This is a genomic window from Kitasatospora terrestris, from assembly GCF_039542905.1.
In the GTDB taxonomy this organism is placed as follows: domain Bacteria; phylum Actinomycetota; class Actinomycetes; order Streptomycetales; family Streptomycetaceae; genus Kitasatospora; species Kitasatospora terrestris.
The window spans coordinates 8416213-8435021 of the sequence record NZ_BAABIS010000001.1; the positions used below are offsets into that span (position 1 = coordinate 8416213).

An 18809-nucleotide genomic window follows, 5' to 3' on the forward strand; every position below is an offset into this window, starting at 1 on the left:
GATGGGTGGTCAGGACGCGGACCCGCCGAGCGTGTCACCGGCCCGCCTCGGTGTCGCCGCTTTTCGGTCCTGCCCGAAAAGCCGAGGCAGGCGGCGTGGTGCGGCCGACTTCTTTGTGTCATCCGCCAGTACGGCCGGGCGGCGGGGCGGGGCAGGATTTCGGCCACGACCGCGAGCCGGCAACGGTGCCGGGTGCGGCAGCAGATGGGGGGATGCGTGATGGGCGTGGACCAGTACGACGCGATCGGTGAGGCGTTCGAGGGCTTCAAGTCCCTGCCGTTGACGCGCTTCGGGGAGGTGCCGAGCTTCCTCGGCCTGGTGGGGGACGTGAAGGGCCGGTCGGTGCTCGACCTGGCGTGCGGAACCGGCTTCTACAGCCGGGAGTTCAAGCGTCGCGGTGCGACCGATGTGCTCGGCGTGGACATCTCGGTGGAGATGATCGCCGCTGCGAGGGAGATCGAACGGCGCGCGCCGCTGGGGGTCGACTACGAGGTCGGGGACGTCGTCGAACTCCGCTCCCTGGCGCAGCGGTTCGACGTCGCGACCGGCGTGCAGTGCCTCAACTACGCCCAGGACGTCGCGGAGATGGAGCGGATGTGCCGCAACATCCACCGCAGCCTGGTGCCGGGCGGGGAGTTCTTCCTGCTCGCGCAGAAGCCCGACTACGGGTTCGACTGCGCCTCGCTGGAGACGTACGGCTTCCGCTGCGAGCCGACCGGCGAGGAGCTGGAGACCGGGCCGAAGGTGCGGGTCACCGCGATGCTCGACCCGCAGCCGATCACCATCGTCTCCAGCGCGCCGCGCCGCGAGGTCTACGAGAAGTGCCTGCGGGCGGCGGGCTTCGACGAGCTGGAGTGGGTGCCGCTGCGGATCTCCGAGGCGGGCCTGCGCGAGCGCGGCGAGGAGTTCTGGGCGGACCTGCTGGCCCACCCGCCGCTGGAGATGCTGCGCTGCCGGGCCTGAACCGGCGACGGCCGTCAGGGCGGAGGCTCAGTGCGCGATCGAGCCGATCAGGTCGGCGGCGCCCTGGCGCTTGAGTTCGAGCGCGGTGGCGGTGCCGAGGTCCTCGGGGCTGAGCGAGCCGGCCCACACGTGGGCGTCCAGGACGGTCTTCCCGTCCGGTGAGAACACCCGGCCGCGCAGCGACAGCCGCCCGTCCGCCTCGGCCCGGGCGTAGCCGGCGATCGGCGAGTTGCAGTGCCCCTGCAGCACGTGCAGGAACATCCGCTCCGCCGCGGCCTCCCGCCAGGTGCCGGGGTGGCCGAGCCCGGCGACCGCGTCGATGGTGACGGTGTCGTCCTGGCGGCACTGCAGGGCGAGGATGCCCGCGCCGATCGGCGGGCACATCGCGTCCACGCCCAGCACCTCGGTGATGCGCCGCTGTTCGCCGATCCGCTCCAGGCCGGAGACGGCGAGCAGCAGCGCGTCGGCGTCGCCGGCCGCGAGCTTGGCCAGGCGCGAGTTGGCGTTGCCCCGGATCGGCACGCACTCCAGGTGCGGGTGCGAGGCGGCGAGCTGGGCGATCCGGCGCACCGAGGAGGTGCCGATCTGCGTCCCGGCCGGGAGCCGGTCGAGGGTGAGACCACCCGGGTGGACGAGCGCGTCGCGGATGTCGTCGCGCTCCAGGTACGCGGCGAACACCGTGCCGGCGGGCAGCGGCCGGTCGGCGGGCACGTCCTTCAGGCAGTGCACCGCCAGGTCCGCCTCGCCCGCGAGCAGCGCCGCGTCGACCTCCTTGGTGAACGCGCCCTTGCCGCCGAGCGCCGCCAGGTCGCCCATCCACCGGTCGCCGGAGGTGGTGACCGGCACCACCTCGGTCCGGATCCCCGGGTGCAGCGCGGCGAGCTCGGCCCGGACGCGCTCCACCTGGGCGAGCGCCATCGGGGAGGACCGGGAGACGATGCGGATCAACTCAGCGGAGACCATGCCGAGATGATAGGCCGTCAGGGTCGGTGATCGTTCCACCACCGGCCCGGGCCGGACGCGGCCCGGCGGTGGTACCGGCCGGACTCAGCCCCGGAGGTAGTACGCGTCGACCGGGCCGCGGGCCTCGTCGAAGAGCGCCGGTCCGTCCTGCGGCACCGTCGGCCAGTCGCCCGCCCGCGGGTGCAGCTCGACGAGCTGCTCGGTCGCCAGCGCGAACACCACCCGGCCGAGCCCCGAGCGGACGATCGCGCCCGCGCACATCCCGCACGGCTGGCAGCTGGTGTACATCGTGGTGCGGGCGGCCGTCCGCGGGTCCAACTCGCGGGCCGCCCAGCGGGCCAGCTTCAGCTCCGGGTGGGCGGTGATGTCACCGTCCCGGCGGACCGTGTTGTGGTCCTCGGCCAGGACCGTCCCGTCCGGGTCGGCGAGCAGCGAACCGAACGGCGCGTCGCCCTGCGCGACGGCCTCGGCCGCGATGGCGACGGCGCGCCGGAGCAGGGCCTCGTCGGCGTTGGTGATCATGCTGCGCTCCTCCAGTGCTCGGCAACGGCGGTGAGCGCCCGCCAGGCCTCCTGCGGCCGGCGGGTCTCCTGCGGATCCCCGTCGTAGGGATCCAGGACGACGGCCTGCGCGCCGAGCCGGCGCAGCCGGTCGAGGTCCCCGACGACCTGCTCGATCGTACCTACGCCGGTCGGCCTCCCGGCCTCCTCGACCGGCCCGTCGGTGAGGCGCAGGGCGATCCTCGGGGCGAACCCGGGCAGCGGGTGCCCCGCCAGCTCCTGCTCGGCGAGCACGGCGCCCATCCGGTCGGCCGGCAGGCGCAGCGGATGCCACGCGTCGCCGAACCTGACGGCCCGGCGGATCGCCGCCCGGCTGTGGCCGCCGACCCAGATCGGCACCCCGGGCGTCCCCCCGTCCGCGGCCAGGGCCCCCCGGAGCGCCACCAGGCACTCGTCCGTCAGCCTGCCTCGCTCGGCGAACGGGACGCCGAGCGCCTCGAACTCCCGGCGCGCCCAGCCCACCCCCACACCGAGGACCAGACGGCCGCCGCTGAGCCGCTGCAGGCCGTCGGCCATCCGTGCCACCAGCAGCGGATGACGGTACGGCAGCACCAGCACGGTGGTGCCGAGCCGGATCCGGGTGGTGACCCCGGCGAGCCAGGAGAGCGTGGTGAACGGCTCGAAGAAGGGTTCCGGGTAGCGCTCCGCCACGTCCGGGGTCACCGCCACGTGGTCCGACAGCATCAGCAGGTCCAGGTCGAGCCCCTCCGCGGTCTCGGCCCACGCGCGGAGCACGCCGGGATCGGTCCCCGGCCCGAAGTTCGGTACGTTGACGCCAAGTTGCATGTGCCGAGGCTATCCCCGCGATCGGCCGGGCCGGAACGGAGATCTCCCGGCGTTCGGGCCGTGATCCCGGGGAAATCCCGGTAGATTCGGCGCATGGCCGCGAATCTCGATTCCACCGACTGGGCGATCCTCGAACAGCTCCAGCAGGAGGCCCGGATCTCCCTCAGCGAGCTCGGCCGACGGGTCGGACTCAGCCCCTCGGCCGCCACCGAGCGGGTGCGCAGCCTGGAGTCCCAGGGCGTCATCACCGGGTACGCCGCCACCGTCGACCTCGCCAAGGTCGGCTATCCGGTCCTCGCCGTGGTCCGGCTGAAGTACCCGGGCAACCGGCACCAGCCGCTGCGCCGACTGCTCGCCGAGCGGCAGGAAATCCTCGAATGCCTGCGCACCACCGGCGAGGACTGCTACACCCTGAAGCTCGCGGCGACGTCCATGGAACACCTGGAGGCACTGGTCGACGAACTGGCCGGGCTCGGCAGCACCACCACCAGCGTGGTGTACAGCCGCACCCTGCCGCTGCGCGGGCCCGGACGGCCGGTCCGGTAGCCCTGCCGACGGGCGGGCCGACGGGCGGGCCGACGGGCCCGGTCACTGACCGTCAGGGGTCGTGCGCGGAGCGGTTGTCAGTGGCGGCGGGTACGGTCGGCCGCCATGAGCATCGATCTTCGCTTCGCCGGCGCCGGTGACCCGTCCGTCGACCCCGAATTCCTGGTGGCCGTCGGCGTCTGGCTGCCGTACCCCGACTCCGCCCCGCACCCCGCGCTCGACGGCGAACCGATCGGGTACGTCGCCGCCGGGCTGTGGCCGGAGCTGCGCGGCATGTCCGGCGCGCTCGACCCGGCGGCGGCGCGGGCCGATCCGACCGGCGCGGCGTGCGACCTGCTGCGCCTGCTGGCCCTGTCCGCGGTGCCCGAACGCGGCGCGGCGTGGGGCCGCCGCACCGCCCCGGTGGCCGATCTCGGCCGTCGGCCGGTGCTGTTCCGCCGGGTGGGCAGAGATCGTGGTCCGGTGATCGCTCGAACAGGGTGGCCGGAGGCGGGTGCCGGGGAGTAAATTCAAGTCTCGACAGAAGTGGCGCGGCGCCGCCACCGCTGCGCCGCGCGGTCGCGGTCGGCCTGTCCGCCCACCCGCGCACCGCTGCCGCACAGGAGTACGCCATGTCCGCACCCGCCCGCCCCGCCACCGACCGGCAACAGGAGACCGCCGCCGTCGCACGGCTGCTGCGCGACGCGCTCGGCCCGGTCGACGTGGTCGCGGTCACCGCCCTGACCGGCGGCCTCTACAACACCGCCCGCCGGGTCGAACTCGCCGACGGGCGGCGCCTGGTGCTCAAGTGCGCTCCGGCCGCGAGCCTCCCCGCACTCACCCACGAGACCGGCCTGCTCGGCACCGAGCGCCGCTTCCACCGGCTCGCCGCGGCCACCGGCGTCCGTGTCCCCGAGGTGATCCACCACCAGCCCGCCGACGCGCCGGGCCCGGCCGACCGGCCCGGGGCGCCCGGCGAATGGCTGCTCCTGGAGTACCTCGACGGCACCACCTGGGACCACGAAAAGGAGCACCTCGGCGCCGACCAGCGCGCCGGGCTGCGCCGCCGGCTCGGCGAGACCGCGGCCCGGATCGCCACCGTCACCGGCCCCGAGTTCGGCTACCCCCAGGCCACCGACCCGGCGCTGCGCGGCGCCGACTGGCCCACCGCCTTCGGCCGGATGTTCGCCGCGGTGCTCGCCGACGCAGAACGCTTCGGCGTGCCGCTGCCCGCCGACCCGGCGGTGCTCGGCGCCCTGCCCGCCCGGTTCGCCCGGGAGCTCGCCGAGGTGCGCCGCCCCGCACTGGTGCACTTCGACGCGTGGGAGGGCAACGTCATCCTCGCGCCGAGCGCCGACGGGTGGGAGTTCGCCGGACTGATCGACGGCGAACGCGCCTTCTTCGGCGACCCGCTGGCCGAACTCGTCGGCCTCGACGCCCTCGGCACCCCCGAGGACGAGGACCCCGACCTGCTCGCCGGCTACCGCTCCGTCATGCCGGGGCTGGTCCTCGACCGGGCAGCCCGCGTCCGGCTCGCGCTGTACCGGATCTACCTCGCCCTGATCATGCGGGTCGAGGCCGCACCGCGCGGCTACGCGCCCGACCACACGGCCTGGCTGGCCGAGTGGTCGGCGCAGCGGACCGCCGAGCAGCTCGCCGTGCTCGACGCCGGCTGACCCGGTGCGGTCAGTCGGCGGGGCGCTGCTCCTCGCCGGCGGCCGCCCGGCACGCGCGGCAGCGCTCGACGACCGGCCGGTCGTCGAGCCGCCCGCACTCCGGGCACACCCGGTCCAGCCAGCAGGCGGACTCGCCGCCCTCCGCCCACTCCGTCGTGTCGCTCATCCGTTCATCATTCCAGCTGAGTCCGGTTTCCACTCCAAAGAGTTAGTGTACGTCCCATGGGGATGGGGGAGGACACCCGATGAACCGTCAGGCAGACCTCCAGAACCCCGGGAGCCGCGATGAAGCCCGCCCGCACCCTGCTCGCCCTCGCCGCCGCAGCCACCCTCACCACCACGGCCGCCGCCCTGCCCGCAACCGGCACCGCCGCCGCGGCCGCCGCCCCGCCGCGCATCGCCGCCGGCCTCGACTGCACCACCTGGATCCACAACAACGACCCGCTCTACGGAGGCGTCGACTGCGCGAACAACACGGGCGGCCCGGTGACCGTCCACGCCGACATCGTCTGCGGCCTGGCCCCGGACGTCACCGGCAACTCGGTCACCATCCAGCCGGGGCGGGTGGGCGAGTCGTCCGGCCACTGCGCGTTCTACAGCACCGGAATCGGCCACATCGGCTGGACGGTGGAGTAGCCTCCCGGGCCCGCCGTCAGCGCCCGCCCGTCCCGGCGGGCGCTGACGGGCCCGGAAGGCCGGGCGGCAGGACCGCCTACGGCTGGGGCGGGCGGCGGGTGAGGTGGGCGGTGCGGGTGGTGCGGAGGGTGAGGCGGTCGGGGGCGTTCTCGCGGAGGGTGTCGAGGGCGGCCAGGTCGGCGGGGGCGATCCGGTCCGCGACGGCGTCGCGCAGGCGCTGGAGGAGTGCGGTCGCGTAGCGTGCGGCGGTCGCCGGCAGGGGCGCCTGCAGGTCGGCGGTGAGGTCCTCGACCGCCTCGATGGTGAAGCCGGCGTCGGTGAGCGGCGCGCTCCAGTCGGCGCCGAGGTGGGGCAGCTGTGCCGCGTGCCGTTCGGCGATCAGTTTCCGGCAGCGGTCCTCCAGGCCGTCGGGGATGCCGCCGTCCCGGGGCAGGACGTCCGGCACGCCGTCCGTCTCGATCACCGCGAGGATGCCGCCGGGTCGCAGGGCCTCGCGCATCCTGGCGAGGGCGGCCGCCGGGTCCGTGAGGTGGTGCAGGGCGGCGGCGGTCCACACCAGGTCGAAGGGGCCGTCGAGGTCGGGCCACGGCGCGTCCAGGTCGGCCTCGACGGTGCGGACGCGGTCGGCTGCCCCGCGCTCGGCGAGCCGTCCGCGCAGGCGGTGGAGCATCTGCGGGGAGAGGTCGACGGCGAGGATCTCGGCGTCGGGGAAGCGCTCCAGCAGGGCGAGTGTGCCGGTGCCCGGGCCGCTGCCGAGGTCGAGGATCCGTCGCACCGGCCGTCCGTCCGCGAGGGCGGCGAGCCGGTCGGTGAGTGCGGTGAAGTGCCCGCGCATGACCTCGGCGTCGAGTTCGAGCATCCCGGCGAGTGCCTCGTCGCCGGTGTCGTTCCCACGGGGGTGGTGGTGGGCGGCCGGGTGGTGGCCGTGCCGGTGGGCGTCGTCTGCGGGGTGGTGGTGTGCGGTGCCGTGTGCCATGGCGCCGAGCCTAAGCACCTCTTGCCGAGATCGCATAACCTCTTGCGCATGACGCAAGAAAGCAGTGATCTCGATGCCGTCGTGCGCAAGCGGATCAGGGGTCTGCGGGCCGCGATGGGCTGGTCGCTGGACGACCTCGCGGGCCGCTGCCACCTCAGCGCGTCGACGCTCAGCCGGATCGAGACCGGCGGCCGCCGGATCGCGCTGGACCAGCTGACGGCGATCGCCCGGGCGCTCGGCACCACCCTGGACCAACTGGTCGAGCAGCCGGACGACGACCAGGACGTGATCGTCCGCCCGCGGCGGGACGCGGCGCACGGGGTGAGCAGTTGGACGCTGGAGCGACTGCCGGGGATCACGGTCGCCCGGGTGCGGATCGAGCGGCCGCTGCCGGCGGGGGCGTCGGGCGCGGCGCAGCTGAAGGCGCACCCGGGCCGGGAGTGGTTCACGGTGCTGTCCGGCACGGTGGCGCTGCAGCTCGGTGAGCGGCGCGTGCTGGTGGCGGACGGGGAGGCGGCCGAGTTCTCGACGATGGTGCCGCACGCGATCGGCGCCCACGGCGGGCCCGCCGAGATCCTCGGCATCTTCGATCCGGAGGGCCGCCGGACCCATCTGCACCACGGTGGCTGAGCGTGCAAGCGTGCGGACGGATCGTCAAGTTCTGGCAAGTCCGACGCCCTTGTCAATTGGTATAGGCCAATCGTAGGCTCCTCGGCGGCTGACGGCGCGTCGGGTCCGTGTCGTGCATGCCCCGGGGTCGCGCCCCGGACCGGGTACACCCCATGCCCGGATTCCCCCACAACCGGCCCGAGACCGCATGAGGAGAACCATGTCCTGGACGCGCAGGCTCCTTGCCGCCGGTGCCGTGACGGCGGGCGCCGCCGCCGCACTGGCCACCACCGCAGGCACCGCCAGTGCCCACGGCGCGATGTTCGGCCCCGCCAGCCGGATCGCCGCCTGCTACGCCGAAGGCCCCGAGACCCCCAAGTCGCAGGTCTGCAAGGACCTGGTCGCGGCCAGCGGCACCCAGCCGCTGTACGACTGGAACGAGGTCAACCTCGCCAACGCGAACGGCCAGAGCCAGCAGATCATCCCGGACGGGAAGCTCTGCTCGGCGGGCCGCGACAAGTACAAGGCGCTCGACTGGGCCCGCACCGACTGGCCGGCCACGAACGTCAGCGCCGGCTCCAACGCCTTCAACTTCCGGGTCACCGCGCCGCACCAGGGCGTCATGACGCTCTACATCACCAAGACCGGCTACGACCCGACCAAGCCGCTCAAGTGGTCCGACCTGGACCTGGCCAACCCGGTCACCACGTACGCCACCGCGCGCACCTCCAACAACGGCTACTACAACATCACCGGCAACCTGCCCAGCCGCACCGGCCGCCACCTGATCTACATGGTGTGGCAGCGCACCGACAGCCCGGAGGCGTTCTACGGCTGCTCGGACGTGGTCTTCGGCGGCACCGGTGCCGCCGCGGCCGCCGTCCCGTTCTCCCAGCCGGGCGCCCCGAGCGAGCAGCAGCTCGCCGCGGACGCCTCGAAGTCCACCATCGCGGTGCACAACCACGGCACCGGGACGGCCAACAGCGCCTCGCTGCCCACCGAGGGCACCGGCACCTCGGCCGCGCTGCTCGGCGTGGTCGGACTCTCCCTGGCCGGCGCCACCGCCTCCGGCGTGCTCCTCCACCGCCGGGTCCGCAACAACGCGGTCGCCACCGCCTGATCCGCTCCACCGCACCGGCAACCCCGCCGCGGAAGCGACGAGCGCCGGACGGGGTGACCGCGCCGCCCGCCCCACCGGGCGCGCCGGCACCCCGCCCGGCACTCCGCGCAGCGACCCGGCTACGCCTCCGGCGTCGCCACCGCTGCGCGGAGCTGCCGCGCGATCCCGACGGCCGCGGCCGTGACCGGGACGGCGAGCAGCGTGCCGAACAGGCCGCCGAGCGAGGCGCCGGCCGCGATCGCCAGCAGCACCACCGCCGGGTGCAACGAGACCGTGCGGCTCTGGACCGCCGGCTGCAGCACCGCGCCCTCGACCGCCTGGACGGCGAGCACGATCCCGAGCGTCCACGCCGCCTTCGACAGCCCGCCGTCGGCGAAGGCGACCACCACCGCCACCAGCCCGGACAGGAACGCGCCCGCGTACGGGACGTACGCGCCGACGAAGACCAGCGCGCCCAGCCCGGCGGCGTGCGGCACGCCGAGCAGCGCCAGGCCGAGCGTGATGAACGCGGCGTCGATCGCCGCGATGATCGTGGTGCCGCGCATGAACCCGGCCATCGCCCCGTAGCCGGTGCGGGCGACCGCGACGACCCGGTCGCCCTGCCCCCGCGGGGCCAGCCGGTGCAGGCCGGCCGCCGCCTTCGCCTTGTCGCGCAGCAGGAAGAACGCCAGCGCGAGGGTCAGCACGCCGGAGATCAGCACCTGAGCCGCCAGGCCCAGCCCGCTGAGCACGCCCTCGGCGATCCCCTTGGCCAGGCTGCCGCCGAGCTGGGCGAGTCCGTCCGAGGCGCCGCGGACGGCCTGCGAGAACGGATCCCCGCCGTCGGCCTTCGCCCGGGCCTCCTGCAGCGAGGCGGAGATCCCGTCCGCCGCGTCCGCGATCAGCCGGATCACCACCCACAGCGCGCCGTCGACCACCACCACCAGCACCAGGCAGCCGATCGCCGCCGCCGCGCCGGGGGAGAGGCCGCGCCCGCGCAGTCGCCGGGAGAGCGGGTCCAGCAGTGCGGTGATCAGCAGCGCGATGGAGAGCGGGACGACGGCCGCGCGCAGCAGCACGCACAGGGCGATCAGCACGGCGCCCACCGCGGCGGCGCCCAGCACCGCCGCACCCCACAGCGCCGCCGTCCGCAGCCCGGGCTCCTGGGTACCGGGCCCCTCCGCCGGGCGATCGGGCCCTTCCTGCCGTCCGGTGTCCATCGCGATGCCCGCCCTTCCCCGCACGACCCGTACGGTCCCCGGATCCTTCCCCGCCCGGGGCCGCGCGAGCATCCCGCGCGACGAACCACCCGCCCGGCCCATCCCGCGGCGCCGAACGACCCGGAGGGAGGTTATAAAAGGGACTTTATGCACTTTATTAACTGTTAACCGTCACTAACGTTGAAAGAGGACACCCGACGACCCACGGAACGGACCGCACCATGGCAGCGCTCGCACCACTGGCCACCCGACCCGACCGCCCCGCGCGGCCGGTCATCGTGGCCCTGGTGCTGGTCGCCACCGCGTACGTGATGGTCCCCGTGCTCCAGGCCGCGGCCCTGCCGGTGGTGCGCACCGCGTTCGGGCTCACCCCGTCCGAGGTGGCCGGGACGAAGATCGCCGGTGTGCTGACCACCGTGGTGACGCTGTTCGCCGCCGGCCGGGCCGGCGACGTGTGGGGCCGGCGGACCGTCGTCCTCTGGGCGCTCGGCGCCCTCGCCGCAGGCTGCGCCGTCCTCACCCTCGCCGGCAACCCGTGGACCTACCGGATCGCCCACACCGTGGTGAACGCCGCCATCGCCGCCGTCTTCATCAGCTGCCTCGCCGCCCTCCCGGCACTCAACCCGCCCGGACGGATGACCCGGGTGCTCGGCGGCTGGCTCGCCCTGCAGTCCCTGGCCTACCTGGTCGCCACCAACCTGGCGCCCCGCTCTCCGTCCATGCTCACCCTGCGGCTCATCACCGCGGTCGGCGGGCTGGTGGTGATCGCCGTCCTGGTGACCGTCCGCCGGACGACCCCGCCCGGCCCTCGCGGCGGCGCCGACGCCCGCCTCGACCGCCCCTTCGTCGCCAGCCTGGTCGCCGCCGTCGTCCTGCTCGCCGCCGGACTGCTGCTGGCCCCCGTCCGGAGCTGGACCGACCCCCGCGTCCTCGCCCTGCTCACCGGCTCCGCCGCCACCGCCCTCGCCGCCCGACTCCGGGCCAGGAACCGCGCCGCCCAACGGCAGGAAGCCGTCGCCCTGCCGCGCAAGGTCGCCGCCATGGCCCTCGCCGCCGGACTCGCCGTCGGCTTCACCCAGGTCGTCCTGCAGGTCGCCGTCCCCCTGCTCACCGCCGCCGCCGGCGCCGGCCCCGCCCGGAGCGCGCTCACCGTCTCCGCGTTCGGAGCCGGCGGCGCACTCGGCTGCCTGCTCGCCCGACGGCTGCGGATCACCGCCCTCACCGGCTGCACCCTCGGCCTCCCGCTCGCCGCCGTCGGCCTCGCCCTGCTGCACTTCCTGCCCGGCGCCGCCACCGCCGCCACCGTCACCGGCAGCGTGCTGGTCGCCGTCGTCGGCCTCGGCGTCATGATCGCCCAGGTGCCGCAGATGGCCTGGTTCCTCGCCGCCCTGCCGCGCGCCAGCCTCGGCTTCTCCGCCGCCCTGCACCCCGTCTCCATCCTGCTCGGCACCGTCGCCGCGCAAGCCCTCCCGTACACCTCGGTGCTCAGCGGCAGCGCCGACACCGCCGACGCCCACGAACTGCTCTGGATCGGCACCGGCGTCGTCGCCGTCGCCGCCCTCCTGATCGGCCGCCCCACCGTCGCCCTCGCCGTGGCCGCCGCCGCCGGACTCGAATACCTGCTGGTCCTGGGCCTCGCCAGCCAACAGCACGCCGAGAAGCCGATCACCGTCGTGATCGCCCTGCTGATCGGCGCCGGCGCCGGGCTCCTCGCCTGGCAGCGCGGCCGCACCTCCGACCGGCTCGCCCGCGCCCGAGCAACGGTCGGCGCGCTCCAGGACGCGGTGCTCCACCCCATCCCGGCACGGCTCGGCCGCCTCCACCTCGCCGGCCTCTACCAGGCCGCCACCGCCGACACCGGAATCGGCGGCGACTTCCTCGAAGCCGTCCACACCCCGTACGGCACCCGGATCCTGATCGGCGACGTCCGCGGCAAAGGCCTCGAAGCCGTCCGCACCGTCACCGACCTGCTCGGCTGCTTCCGCAGCCAGGCCCACGAAACACCCGACCTCGGCGAACTCGTCGCCCGGATGGACCGGCAACTCGTCCGCGCCGCCGCCGCGCGCGGCGACGAAGAACTCTTCGCCACCGCCCTGCTCATCGAGGACCGCGACGGCCAGGACCTGCACGTCGTCAACTGCGGCCACCTCGCCCCGCTCACCGTCGGCCCCGACGGCCACCGCGAACACGACGTGCCCGCGCTGCTCCCGCTCGGCCTCGGCCTGCTCGGCGACGACGCGCCCGAACCCACCACCGTGCCGCTCGCCGACCGCGACGTGCTCGTGCTGCACACCGACGGGCTGAGCGAGGCCCGCAACTCCTCCGGCGAGTTCTACCCGCTCGCCGAAGGCCTCGCCGCCGCCGGCGCCACCAGCCGGACCACCACGCCCACCGCGCTCGTCCGCCACCTCGAACAGCAGGTCCACGACTGGACCCACCACCTCACCGACGACATCGCGATCATCGCGCTCACCCGCCACCACCCCGCGGACTGAGCCTGTTCGACCTCTGGCGGGGAGACGCGCGAGTTCCGCCGCGGCACCGGCGCGGCGGCGCCCTCGGGAAGCACGCGGTGCGCGCACGGGCGCGGCCGCGCCGCTGGGGCAACCGGCCTCCGGCCAGGGACGCGGGTGGCTTGAGCGCCGGGCGGTTCGGCTGCCGGACGGGAGGTAGCGCGCACGGGCGCGGTTGCGCCGCCGGGCAACCGGCCTCCGGCCTGAGGGCACCCCGTGGGCGGGGGCGGTCGCGCCGACCGGTGCCCCGGGGGTGGGGGCGTGTCCGGTCGCGGGTCGGCCGGGGTCAGGGGGCGGGTGCTGCCCCGTCCGGGAGGGCTTCGCGGGCGAGGGCGGCGGCGCCGACGAGGCCGGCGTCGGTGCCGAGGCGGGCGGGGAGGATGACGGTGTGCGCGGCGAAGGGCAGGGTCGCGTAGGCGGCGAAGTGGCGGCGGAGCGGTGCGAAGAGGACCTCGCCGGCGCCCGCGACGCCGCCGCCGACCACCGCCGCGTCGATCTCCACCAGCGTCGCGGTCGCGGCGATCCCCGCCGCGAGCGCCCGTGCGGCGCGGTCGAAGGCGTCGAGTGCCAGCGGGTCGCCCGCGGCGGCCGCGGCGGCGACCGCCCCGGCCGAGGTGTCGCCGTCGGGGGAGCGCCACCCGGCCTCGGCCGCGGTCCGGGCGATGGCGGTGCCGCTGGCGAGGCCTTCGAGGCAGCCGCGCGACCCGCAGGGGCAGGGCCGGCCGGTGTGGTCGACGGTGATGTGGCCGAGGTGGCCGGCGTTGCCGGTGCGTCCGGTGTGCAGGCGGCCGTCGATGATCAGTCCGGCGCCGACGCCGGTGGAGACCACCAGGCACAGCGCGTTGCGGTAGGGCCGGGCGGCGCCCTGCCAGTGCTCGGCGGCGGCCATGGCGACGGCGTCGCCGCCGAGGACCACGGGCAGTCCGGCGACGGCGGGGTGCTCGGCGACCTGGGCGCGCAGCGGGTACCCGCGCCAGGCGGGGATGTTCACCGGGCTGACGGTGCCGGCCTCGATGTCGACCGGGCCGGCGCTGCCGACGCCGACCGCGCGGACGTCCGCCCAGCGGGGGTGTTCGGCGAGCAGGTCGAGGACGGCGTCGACGGCGGCGGCGAGCTCCTTCTCGGTGCCGGTGGCCGGGGTGGTCAGCCGGACCTGGTGGAGCAGGGCCCCGTCGGCGGAGACCAGGCCGCCGGCGATCTTCGTGCCGCCGAGGTCGACCGCCGCGAGCAGGCCACTCGGCTGCCCGGTCCCACGGGCCGGGTCGACGGCATCGGCCGTGTCGTAACTCATGGTGACGTCTCCGCAGGTCTCAAGGTCGGTCCGGGTGATTGTCGCGATCATAGACAACGTTGTCCAGTGCTGGTCGGCCGGTCGGATCCGGCCCCTGTGCCGGAGGTACGCTCGGCGCGCCGCTCACTCGCCGTCAGAAAGGGAGCTTTCCGTGCCGTTCGACCTGCCACCCGCCCCGACCGTGCTGTTCCAGGGCGACAGCATCACCGACGCCGGCCGCGACCATGCGGTGCCCGGCTCCCTCGGCCAGGGCTATGCCGCGCTGGCCGCCGCCGCGGTCCGGACCGTCCACCCCGGCGCGACCGTGCTCAACCGCGGCGTCTCCGGGAACCGGATCGCCGACCTTGCCGCCCGCTGGCAGCGCGACACCCTCGAACACCGCCCCGACCTGCTGTCGCTGATGATCGGCGTGAACGACACCTGGCGGCGGTACGACAGCGGTCTCGCCTCGCCCGTCGAGCGGTGGGAGGCCGACTACCGCGGCCTGCTCGACCTGGTGCGCGAACGGGTCCCCCGGGTGCGCCTGCTGCTGATCGAACCCTTCCTGGTCCCGGTCGCCCCCGCCCAGTGGGCCTGGCGCGAGGACCTCGACCCGCGCATCCACGCCGTGCGGCGGATCGCCCGTGACCACGGCGCGCTCCTGCTGGCCGCCGACGGCCTGCTCGCCCAGGCCGCCATCACCGCGGGCGACCCCGCCGTCATCGCCGTCGACGGCGTCCACCCCACGCCGACCGGGCACCGCCTGATCGCCGCCGCATGGGCGGACCTCGCCCTCGGCGGCGCCTGACGCCGCCGCTCCGGCGGCGCGGAGGTCGCGCCGCCGGACCTCGTGCGCCGGGGGCGGGCCATGGACGGAAACGGTTAACCATCTGTTGACAATATTCTGATGGGACTCCTACGGTTTCGGAAATTAACCGGTTAACTAGCTCGGTGAACCCCGGGAGAACCCCCATGCGCAGAGGAATCGCTCTCGTCCTGGCCGCCGCGACCGTGCTGACGGCAGCGGCGTGCGGCGGCGAGGACCGCGGCAGGCCGGGCACCGGCGGCATCGCCTCCGCACCGGCCGACCGGATCGCCGGCAACGTCACCGTGCTGACCAACCGGACCGACCAGATCGCCGACGGCACCCTCAAGCGGTACGCGGAGGCCTTTCATCGCGCCTACCCGAAGGCCACCGTCACGTTCGAGGGAATCACCGACTACGAGGGCGAGGTGTCCGGGCGGCTGCGGACCGGGAGCTACGGCGACGTCCTGCCGATCCCCAACAACCTGCCGCTGGGCGACTACCCGACCTACTTCGCGCCCCTCGGCGACACCGACCTCCTCGGCCAGACCTTCGACTTCACCGAGTACGGGACGGTCGGCCGACAGGTCTACGGCCTGGCCAACATCGGCATCGCCACCGGGTTCGTCTACAACAAGGCGGTGTTCCGGCAGGCCGGCATCGAAGACTGGCCCACCACCCCCAAGGAGTTCCTGGACGACATGCGGGCCGTCAAGGCCAAGACCCGCGCCGTTCCCTACTACACCAACTACGCCGACGGCTGGCCACTGCGCCAGTGGAGCGACGCGATCGGCGTGGTCGGCTGCGACAACACCGCCCGCGACACCCTCGCCACCACCGCCGCCCCGTGGGGCCCCGGCGCCGAACTCTCCACCATCGACGGACTGCTGTACGCGGTCGTGCACCAGCAACTGAGCGAGGACGACCCGGCCGGCACCGACTGGGAGCAGTCCAAATCGTTGCTCGGGGGCGGGCGGATCGGCGCGATGTACCTCGGCTCCTGGGCCGTGCCCCAGCTGCAGGCCGCCGCCAGGGCGGTCGGGCAGAACCCGGACGACATCGGCTTCATGCCCTTCCCCGCGCAGCGCGAAGGGCACTTCTGCACCGTGGTCCAGCCGGACTACCGGTACGGGGTGAGCCTGCACGCCAAGAACCGGGACGCTGCGCTGGCCTGGCTGGACTGGTACCTCACCCAGTCCGGCAGTGCCCGAGGCGAGCAGGCGATCTCGGCCGTCCGCGGCGCCCCGCTCCCGCCTGCGCTCAAGCTGCTCGACCAGCGAGGAGTGCGCATGATCCCGCAGACGCGGCGCAACAGCCTCGCCGTCGGCAGGATCGACAAGGCCGCCGGCATCGGCCTGGACGCCCCTGACTACCGCCGGCGCCTGGTCGACGCGGCCCGCCGCTCGGCGACAGGTGATCCGGGCCCGTACTTCGCCGAGCTCAACCGGGCGTGGGCGCCGGCCCAGCGCGCCAACGCTCCGGCGAACCGGTAGCGCGAAGACGGCCTTCGCGGGCTCCGCCCGGCGTGCGTCGTGCCGCGGGAGCGCCGTGCGTCCGGCCGTGCCTTCGGCCGGGCGGAGCCTGCCGTCCGTCCGGCCGTGCGAGGGGCCGCCGCCCCGCGGGCCGCGGGAGGCCGTGAGGCACCCGTCGGGCGGCCGCCGGTGGTCGTCGGAAGGCCGGCGGCGGCCGTCGTGCGCCGCGGCCCCGGCGCGCGCGGCAGTCGAACCCCCCGCCGCGCGGCCCGGTTCAGCCCGCCTCCGCCGGAGCGGCGGCCCCGTCCGCCGCTCCGGCGAGCACGTACAGCCCCGCCCGGGCGGCCAGCGCCGCGGACGCCGCGGCCCGGTCCGCCTCGGCCGGGCCGACCGGCTCGCCGGTGATGTACATCCGCAGGTACAGCGGTGCCACCGTGGCCCGGATCACCTCGTGGCCGTCCGTCCCGGGCGGCACCTCGCCGCGCGCCACCGCCGCGTGCACCGCCGCCGCCGTGACGTCCCGCCGGTGGGCGAGCACCGAGGCCAGCGCCTCCCGGGCCTTCGGCGAGCCGGGCGCCGCCGCCACCATCGCCTCCAGCCACGCCCGGTGCGCCGGGTCGCCGTTCAGGCGGACCACCGCGCGGGCCACCGTGCGCAGGTCGTCCTCCAGCGAGCCGGTGCCACCGAGCGTGATGCTCACCGCCAGCTCGTCCGCGAGGTCGACCACGATGTTCTCCAGGCTGCCCCAACGCCGGTACACCGTGGTCGCCGCCACCCCGGCCCGGGCGGCGATCCGCTCGATCCGGGTGGCGCCGTAGCCGGACTCGACCAGCTCGGCCAGCGCGGCCTCCAGGACCGAGGTGCGGGTGCGCGCCGTCCGGCCGCCGGGTCGCTGCGTACCGGGCGCGGGGGTGCGGGCGCCCGGGGTCTCGTTCTGCTCCAAATGAAATTCCCCTTGCGTTAAGCAGTGTGGTCTGCCAGGATCCACACTAATGCAGGAATGCCTGCATTACGTCCCTGGGGGGAGTACTTCAGTGCACATGACCATTCCGCGGGTGGAGCACCGCCACGTCGAGGTCGGCGACGTCCGCGTCTTCTACCGCGAGGCCGGGCCGAGGGACGCGCCGACGCTGCTGCTCCTGCACGGCTTCCCGTCCGCCTCGCACCAGTTCCGCCGCCTGATCGACGCGCTCGGCAGCCGGTACCACCTGGTCGCCCCCGACTACCCGGGCTTCGGCCACACCGAGGCGCCGGAGACCTTCCCGTACAGCTTCGAGGCGCTGACCGACGTCGTCGAGGGGTTCGTCCGCGCGCTCGGGCTCAGCCGCTTCGCCCTCTACACCTTCGACTTCGGCGGCCCCGTCGGGCTACGCCTGGCCGCCCGCCACCCCGAGTGGATCACCGGCCTGGTCGTGCAGAACGCCAACGCCTACCAGGAGGGCCTCTCGGAGCTGGCCCTCGGTGCCGTCGCCAGCCGCACCGGCGTCCCCGGCGCCGCCGAGGCCGTCCAGGGCCTGTTCACCCTGCCGATGACCCGCGGCCAGTACGAGGGCGGCGCCGGCGACCCCGCCCGCGTCGCCCCCGACGGGTGGACGCTCGACCAGCACTTCCTCGACATCCCCGGCCGCAAGGCCGCGCAGACCGCCCTCGCCCTCGACTACCACTCCAACGTCGAGCTCTACCCGGCCTGGCAGCAGTGGCTGCGCGACCACCGCCCGCCCACCCTGGTGCTCTGGGGCAGCAACGACGCCTTCTTCCTCCCTGCCGGCGCCCACGCCTACCGGCGCGACCTCCCCGACGCCGAGGTGCACCTCTTCGAGACCGGCCACTTCGCGCTGGAGGAGTGCCTGCCCGAGATCGCCCCGCTGATCGCCGGCTTCCTCGACCGCCTCCCCGTGCCGGCCCACACCCCCGCCGCCCGGCCGCTGAAGATCGCCGTCCTCGGCGCCGCCGGCAACCTCGGCAGCGCCGTCGCCGCCGAGGCCGCCCGCCGCGGCCACCAGGTCACCCCGCTCGGCCGCGCCGACGCCGACGCCACCGACGCCGGGGCCCTCGCCACCGTGCTCGCCGGCCACGACGCCGCCGTCGCCGCCCTCAAGGGCCCCGACCACCTGGTGCCGCGCGCCGCCCGGGCCCTCCTCGACGCACTCCCCGAGGCCGGCGTCGACCGCCTGCTGTTCATCGGCGGCGGCGGCAGCCTCGAGTACGCGCCCGGCCGGCGCTTCGTCGACTCGCCCCAGTTCCCGCCCCAGTACCTGGAGACCGCCCGCGACCAGGCCGCCGCCCTCGACCTGCTGCGCGGTGCCGACACCACCGTCGCCTGGACGTACGTCAGCCCCCCGCCCGTCCACCTCGTCCCCGGCGACCGCACCGGCAGCTACCGCGCCGAGGCCCGCGACACCCCGCTCACCGCCGCCGACGGCACCAGTCGCATCACCGTCGGCGATTACGCCTCCGCCGTCCTCGACGCCATCGAGCAGCGCACCTTCGTCCAGCAGCGGATCACCGCCGCGTACTGACCTCCCCCGGGGGCGGCCGTCCGGCCCCCACCTACCCACCGGCCGCCCCCGACGCACCACCGCAACACTCCCTCCTGCCCGCCCCCCGCCGGGCAGGAGGGGCCCACGTCCCGTCCCCACCCGTCCCGGCGGCCCCGTCCCGGCACCCCCGTATGCTCGGCATGACCCGCAGATCCGGCGCCCGCCCCACCATGAAGGACGTCGCGGCCACCCTCGG

19 protein-coding genes are annotated in these 18809 nt (G+C 75.0%); 11 read left to right on the plus strand and 8 right to left on the minus strand.

Annotated features, from left to right (window positions below; all coding sequences use genetic code 11):
- Positions 1–219 precede the first annotated feature (219 nt).
- Positions 220–963 (plus strand): class I SAM-dependent methyltransferase, encoded by a 744-nt coding sequence (locus ABEB06_RS38445; protein ID WP_345701599.1) that lies wholly within the window; start codon positions 220–222, stop codon positions 961–963.
- A 27-nt stretch (positions 964–990) separates the two neighbouring features.
- On the opposite strand, the gene hemC is transcribed toward ABEB06_RS38445, so the two are convergent.
- The 3 genes from hemC to ABEB06_RS38460 all read right to left on the minus strand — a co-directional run bounded on the left by hemC (position 991) and on the right by ABEB06_RS38460 (position 3272).
- Positions 991–1926 carry a hydroxymethylbilane synthase gene (hemC, locus tag ABEB06_RS38450; protein WP_345701600.1) on the minus strand — a complete coding sequence of 312 codons (936 nt, stop codon included), beginning with the start codon at positions 1924–1926 and terminating at the stop codon, positions 991–993.
- A gap of 84 nt (positions 1927–2010) precedes the next feature.
- Complete coding sequence (locus tag ABEB06_RS38455; protein WP_345701601.1) at positions 2011–2448, minus strand: nucleoside deaminase; 438 nt, start codon at positions 2446–2448, stop codon at positions 2011–2013.
- A complete protein-coding gene (locus ABEB06_RS38460; protein ID WP_345701602.1) occupies positions 2445–3272 on the minus strand; it encodes an LLM class flavin-dependent oxidoreductase in 828 nt (275 codons plus the stop codon). Before ABEB06_RS38460 ends, ABEB06_RS38455 begins: the two co-directional genes overlap by 4 nt.
- A 93-nt stretch (positions 3273–3365) precedes the next feature.
- On the opposite strand from ABEB06_RS38460, the gene ABEB06_RS38465 reads away from it, so the two are divergent.
- The 3 genes from ABEB06_RS38465 to ABEB06_RS38475 all read left to right on the plus strand — a co-directional run bounded on the left by ABEB06_RS38465 (position 3366) and on the right by ABEB06_RS38475 (position 5473).
- Entirely contained in the window at positions 3366–3818 is a 453-nt protein-coding gene (locus ABEB06_RS38465) for an Lrp/AsnC family transcriptional regulator (RefSeq protein ID WP_345701603.1), read from the plus strand.
- 105 nt (positions 3819–3923) lie between these two features.
- On the plus strand, positions 3924–4325 hold the full coding sequence (locus ABEB06_RS38470; protein ID WP_345701604.1) for a hypothetical protein: 402 nt from the start codon (positions 3924–3926) through the stop codon (positions 4323–4325).
- Between the two features lie 104 nt (positions 4326–4429).
- On the plus strand, positions 4430–5473 hold the full coding sequence (locus tag ABEB06_RS38475) for a phosphotransferase family protein (protein ID WP_345701605.1): 1044 nt from the start codon (positions 4430–4432) through the stop codon (positions 5471–5473).
- 10 nt (positions 5474–5483) lie between these two features.
- On the opposite strand, the gene ABEB06_RS38480 is transcribed toward ABEB06_RS38475, so the two are convergent.
- On the minus strand, positions 5484–5639 hold the full coding sequence (locus tag ABEB06_RS38480; protein WP_345701606.1) for a hypothetical protein: 156 nt from the start codon (positions 5637–5639) through the stop codon (positions 5484–5486).
- A gap of 119 nt (positions 5640–5758) precedes the next feature.
- Between ABEB06_RS38480 and ABEB06_RS38485 the strand changes: the two genes are divergently transcribed.
- A complete protein-coding gene (locus tag ABEB06_RS38485; RefSeq protein WP_345701607.1) occupies positions 5759–6109 on the plus strand; it encodes a hypothetical protein in 351 nt (116 codons plus the stop codon).
- A 76-nt stretch (positions 6110–6185) separates the two neighbouring features.
- On the opposite strand, the gene ABEB06_RS38490 is transcribed toward ABEB06_RS38485, so the two are convergent.
- The gene (locus tag ABEB06_RS38490) at positions 6186–7085 is read right to left on the minus strand and encodes a class I SAM-dependent methyltransferase (RefSeq protein ID WP_345701608.1); all 900 of its coding nucleotides are present in this window, start codon (positions 7083–7085) and stop codon (positions 6186–6188) included.
- 48 nt (positions 7086–7133) lie between these two features.
- Between ABEB06_RS38490 and ABEB06_RS38495 the strand changes: the two genes are divergently transcribed.
- Together ABEB06_RS38495 and ABEB06_RS38500 are read left to right on the plus strand one after the other, a co-directional pair.
- The gene (locus ABEB06_RS38495) at positions 7134–7715 is read left to right on the plus strand and encodes a helix-turn-helix domain-containing protein (RefSeq protein ID WP_345701609.1); all 582 of its coding nucleotides are present in this window, start codon (positions 7134–7136) and stop codon (positions 7713–7715) included.
- Positions 7716–7914: 199 nt separating this feature from the next.
- On the plus strand, positions 7915–8814 hold the full coding sequence (locus tag ABEB06_RS38500) for a lytic polysaccharide monooxygenase auxiliary activity family 9 protein (RefSeq protein WP_345701610.1): 900 nt from the start codon (positions 7915–7917) through the stop codon (positions 8812–8814).
- 119 nt (positions 8815–8933) lie between these two features.
- Here the strand turns inward: ABEB06_RS38500 and ABEB06_RS38505 are convergent, their stop codons facing one another.
- Positions 8934–10013, minus strand: coding sequence for an AI-2E family transporter (locus ABEB06_RS38505; protein WP_345701611.1), 1080 nt, complete (start codon positions 10011–10013; stop codon positions 8934–8936).
- A gap of 221 nt (positions 10014–10234) precedes the next feature.
- On the opposite strand from ABEB06_RS38505, the gene ABEB06_RS38510 reads away from it, so the two are divergent.
- Positions 10235–12508, plus strand: coding sequence for an MFS transporter (locus tag ABEB06_RS38510; RefSeq protein ID WP_345701612.1), 2274 nt, complete (start codon positions 10235–10237; stop codon positions 12506–12508).
- A 304-nt stretch (positions 12509–12812) separates the two neighbouring features.
- On the opposite strand, the gene ABEB06_RS38515 is transcribed toward ABEB06_RS38510, so the two are convergent.
- On the minus strand, positions 12813–13817 hold the full coding sequence (locus ABEB06_RS38515) for an ROK family protein (RefSeq protein WP_345701613.1): 1005 nt from the start codon (positions 13815–13817) through the stop codon (positions 12813–12815).
- 151 nt (positions 13818–13968) lie between these two features.
- Between ABEB06_RS38515 and ABEB06_RS38520 the strand changes: the two genes are divergently transcribed.
- Both ABEB06_RS38520 and ABEB06_RS38525 read left to right on the plus strand, forming a co-directional pair.
- Positions 13969–14604 carry an SGNH/GDSL hydrolase family protein gene (locus tag ABEB06_RS38520; RefSeq protein ID WP_345701614.1) on the plus strand — a complete coding sequence of 212 codons (636 nt, stop codon included), beginning with the start codon at positions 13969–13971 and terminating at the stop codon, positions 14602–14604.
- Between the two features lie 164 nt (positions 14605–14768).
- On the plus strand, positions 14769–16094 hold the full coding sequence (locus ABEB06_RS38525; RefSeq protein WP_345701615.1) for an ABC transporter substrate-binding protein: 1326 nt from the start codon (positions 14769–14771) through the stop codon (positions 16092–16094).
- A gap of 253 nt (positions 16095–16347) precedes the next feature.
- Here ABEB06_RS38525 and ABEB06_RS38530 read toward each other — a convergent pair whose 3' ends face one another.
- The gene (locus ABEB06_RS38530) at positions 16348–17016 is read right to left on the minus strand and encodes a TetR/AcrR family transcriptional regulator (protein ID WP_345701616.1); all 669 of its coding nucleotides are present in this window, start codon (positions 17014–17016) and stop codon (positions 16348–16350) included.
- Positions 17017–17113: 97 nt separating this feature from the next.
- On the opposite strand from ABEB06_RS38530, the gene ABEB06_RS38535 reads away from it, so the two are divergent.
- Complete coding sequence (locus tag ABEB06_RS38535) at positions 17114–18592, plus strand: alpha/beta fold hydrolase (protein ID WP_345701617.1); 1479 nt, start codon at positions 17114–17116, stop codon at positions 18590–18592.
- Positions 18593–18809 lie beyond the last annotated feature (217 nt).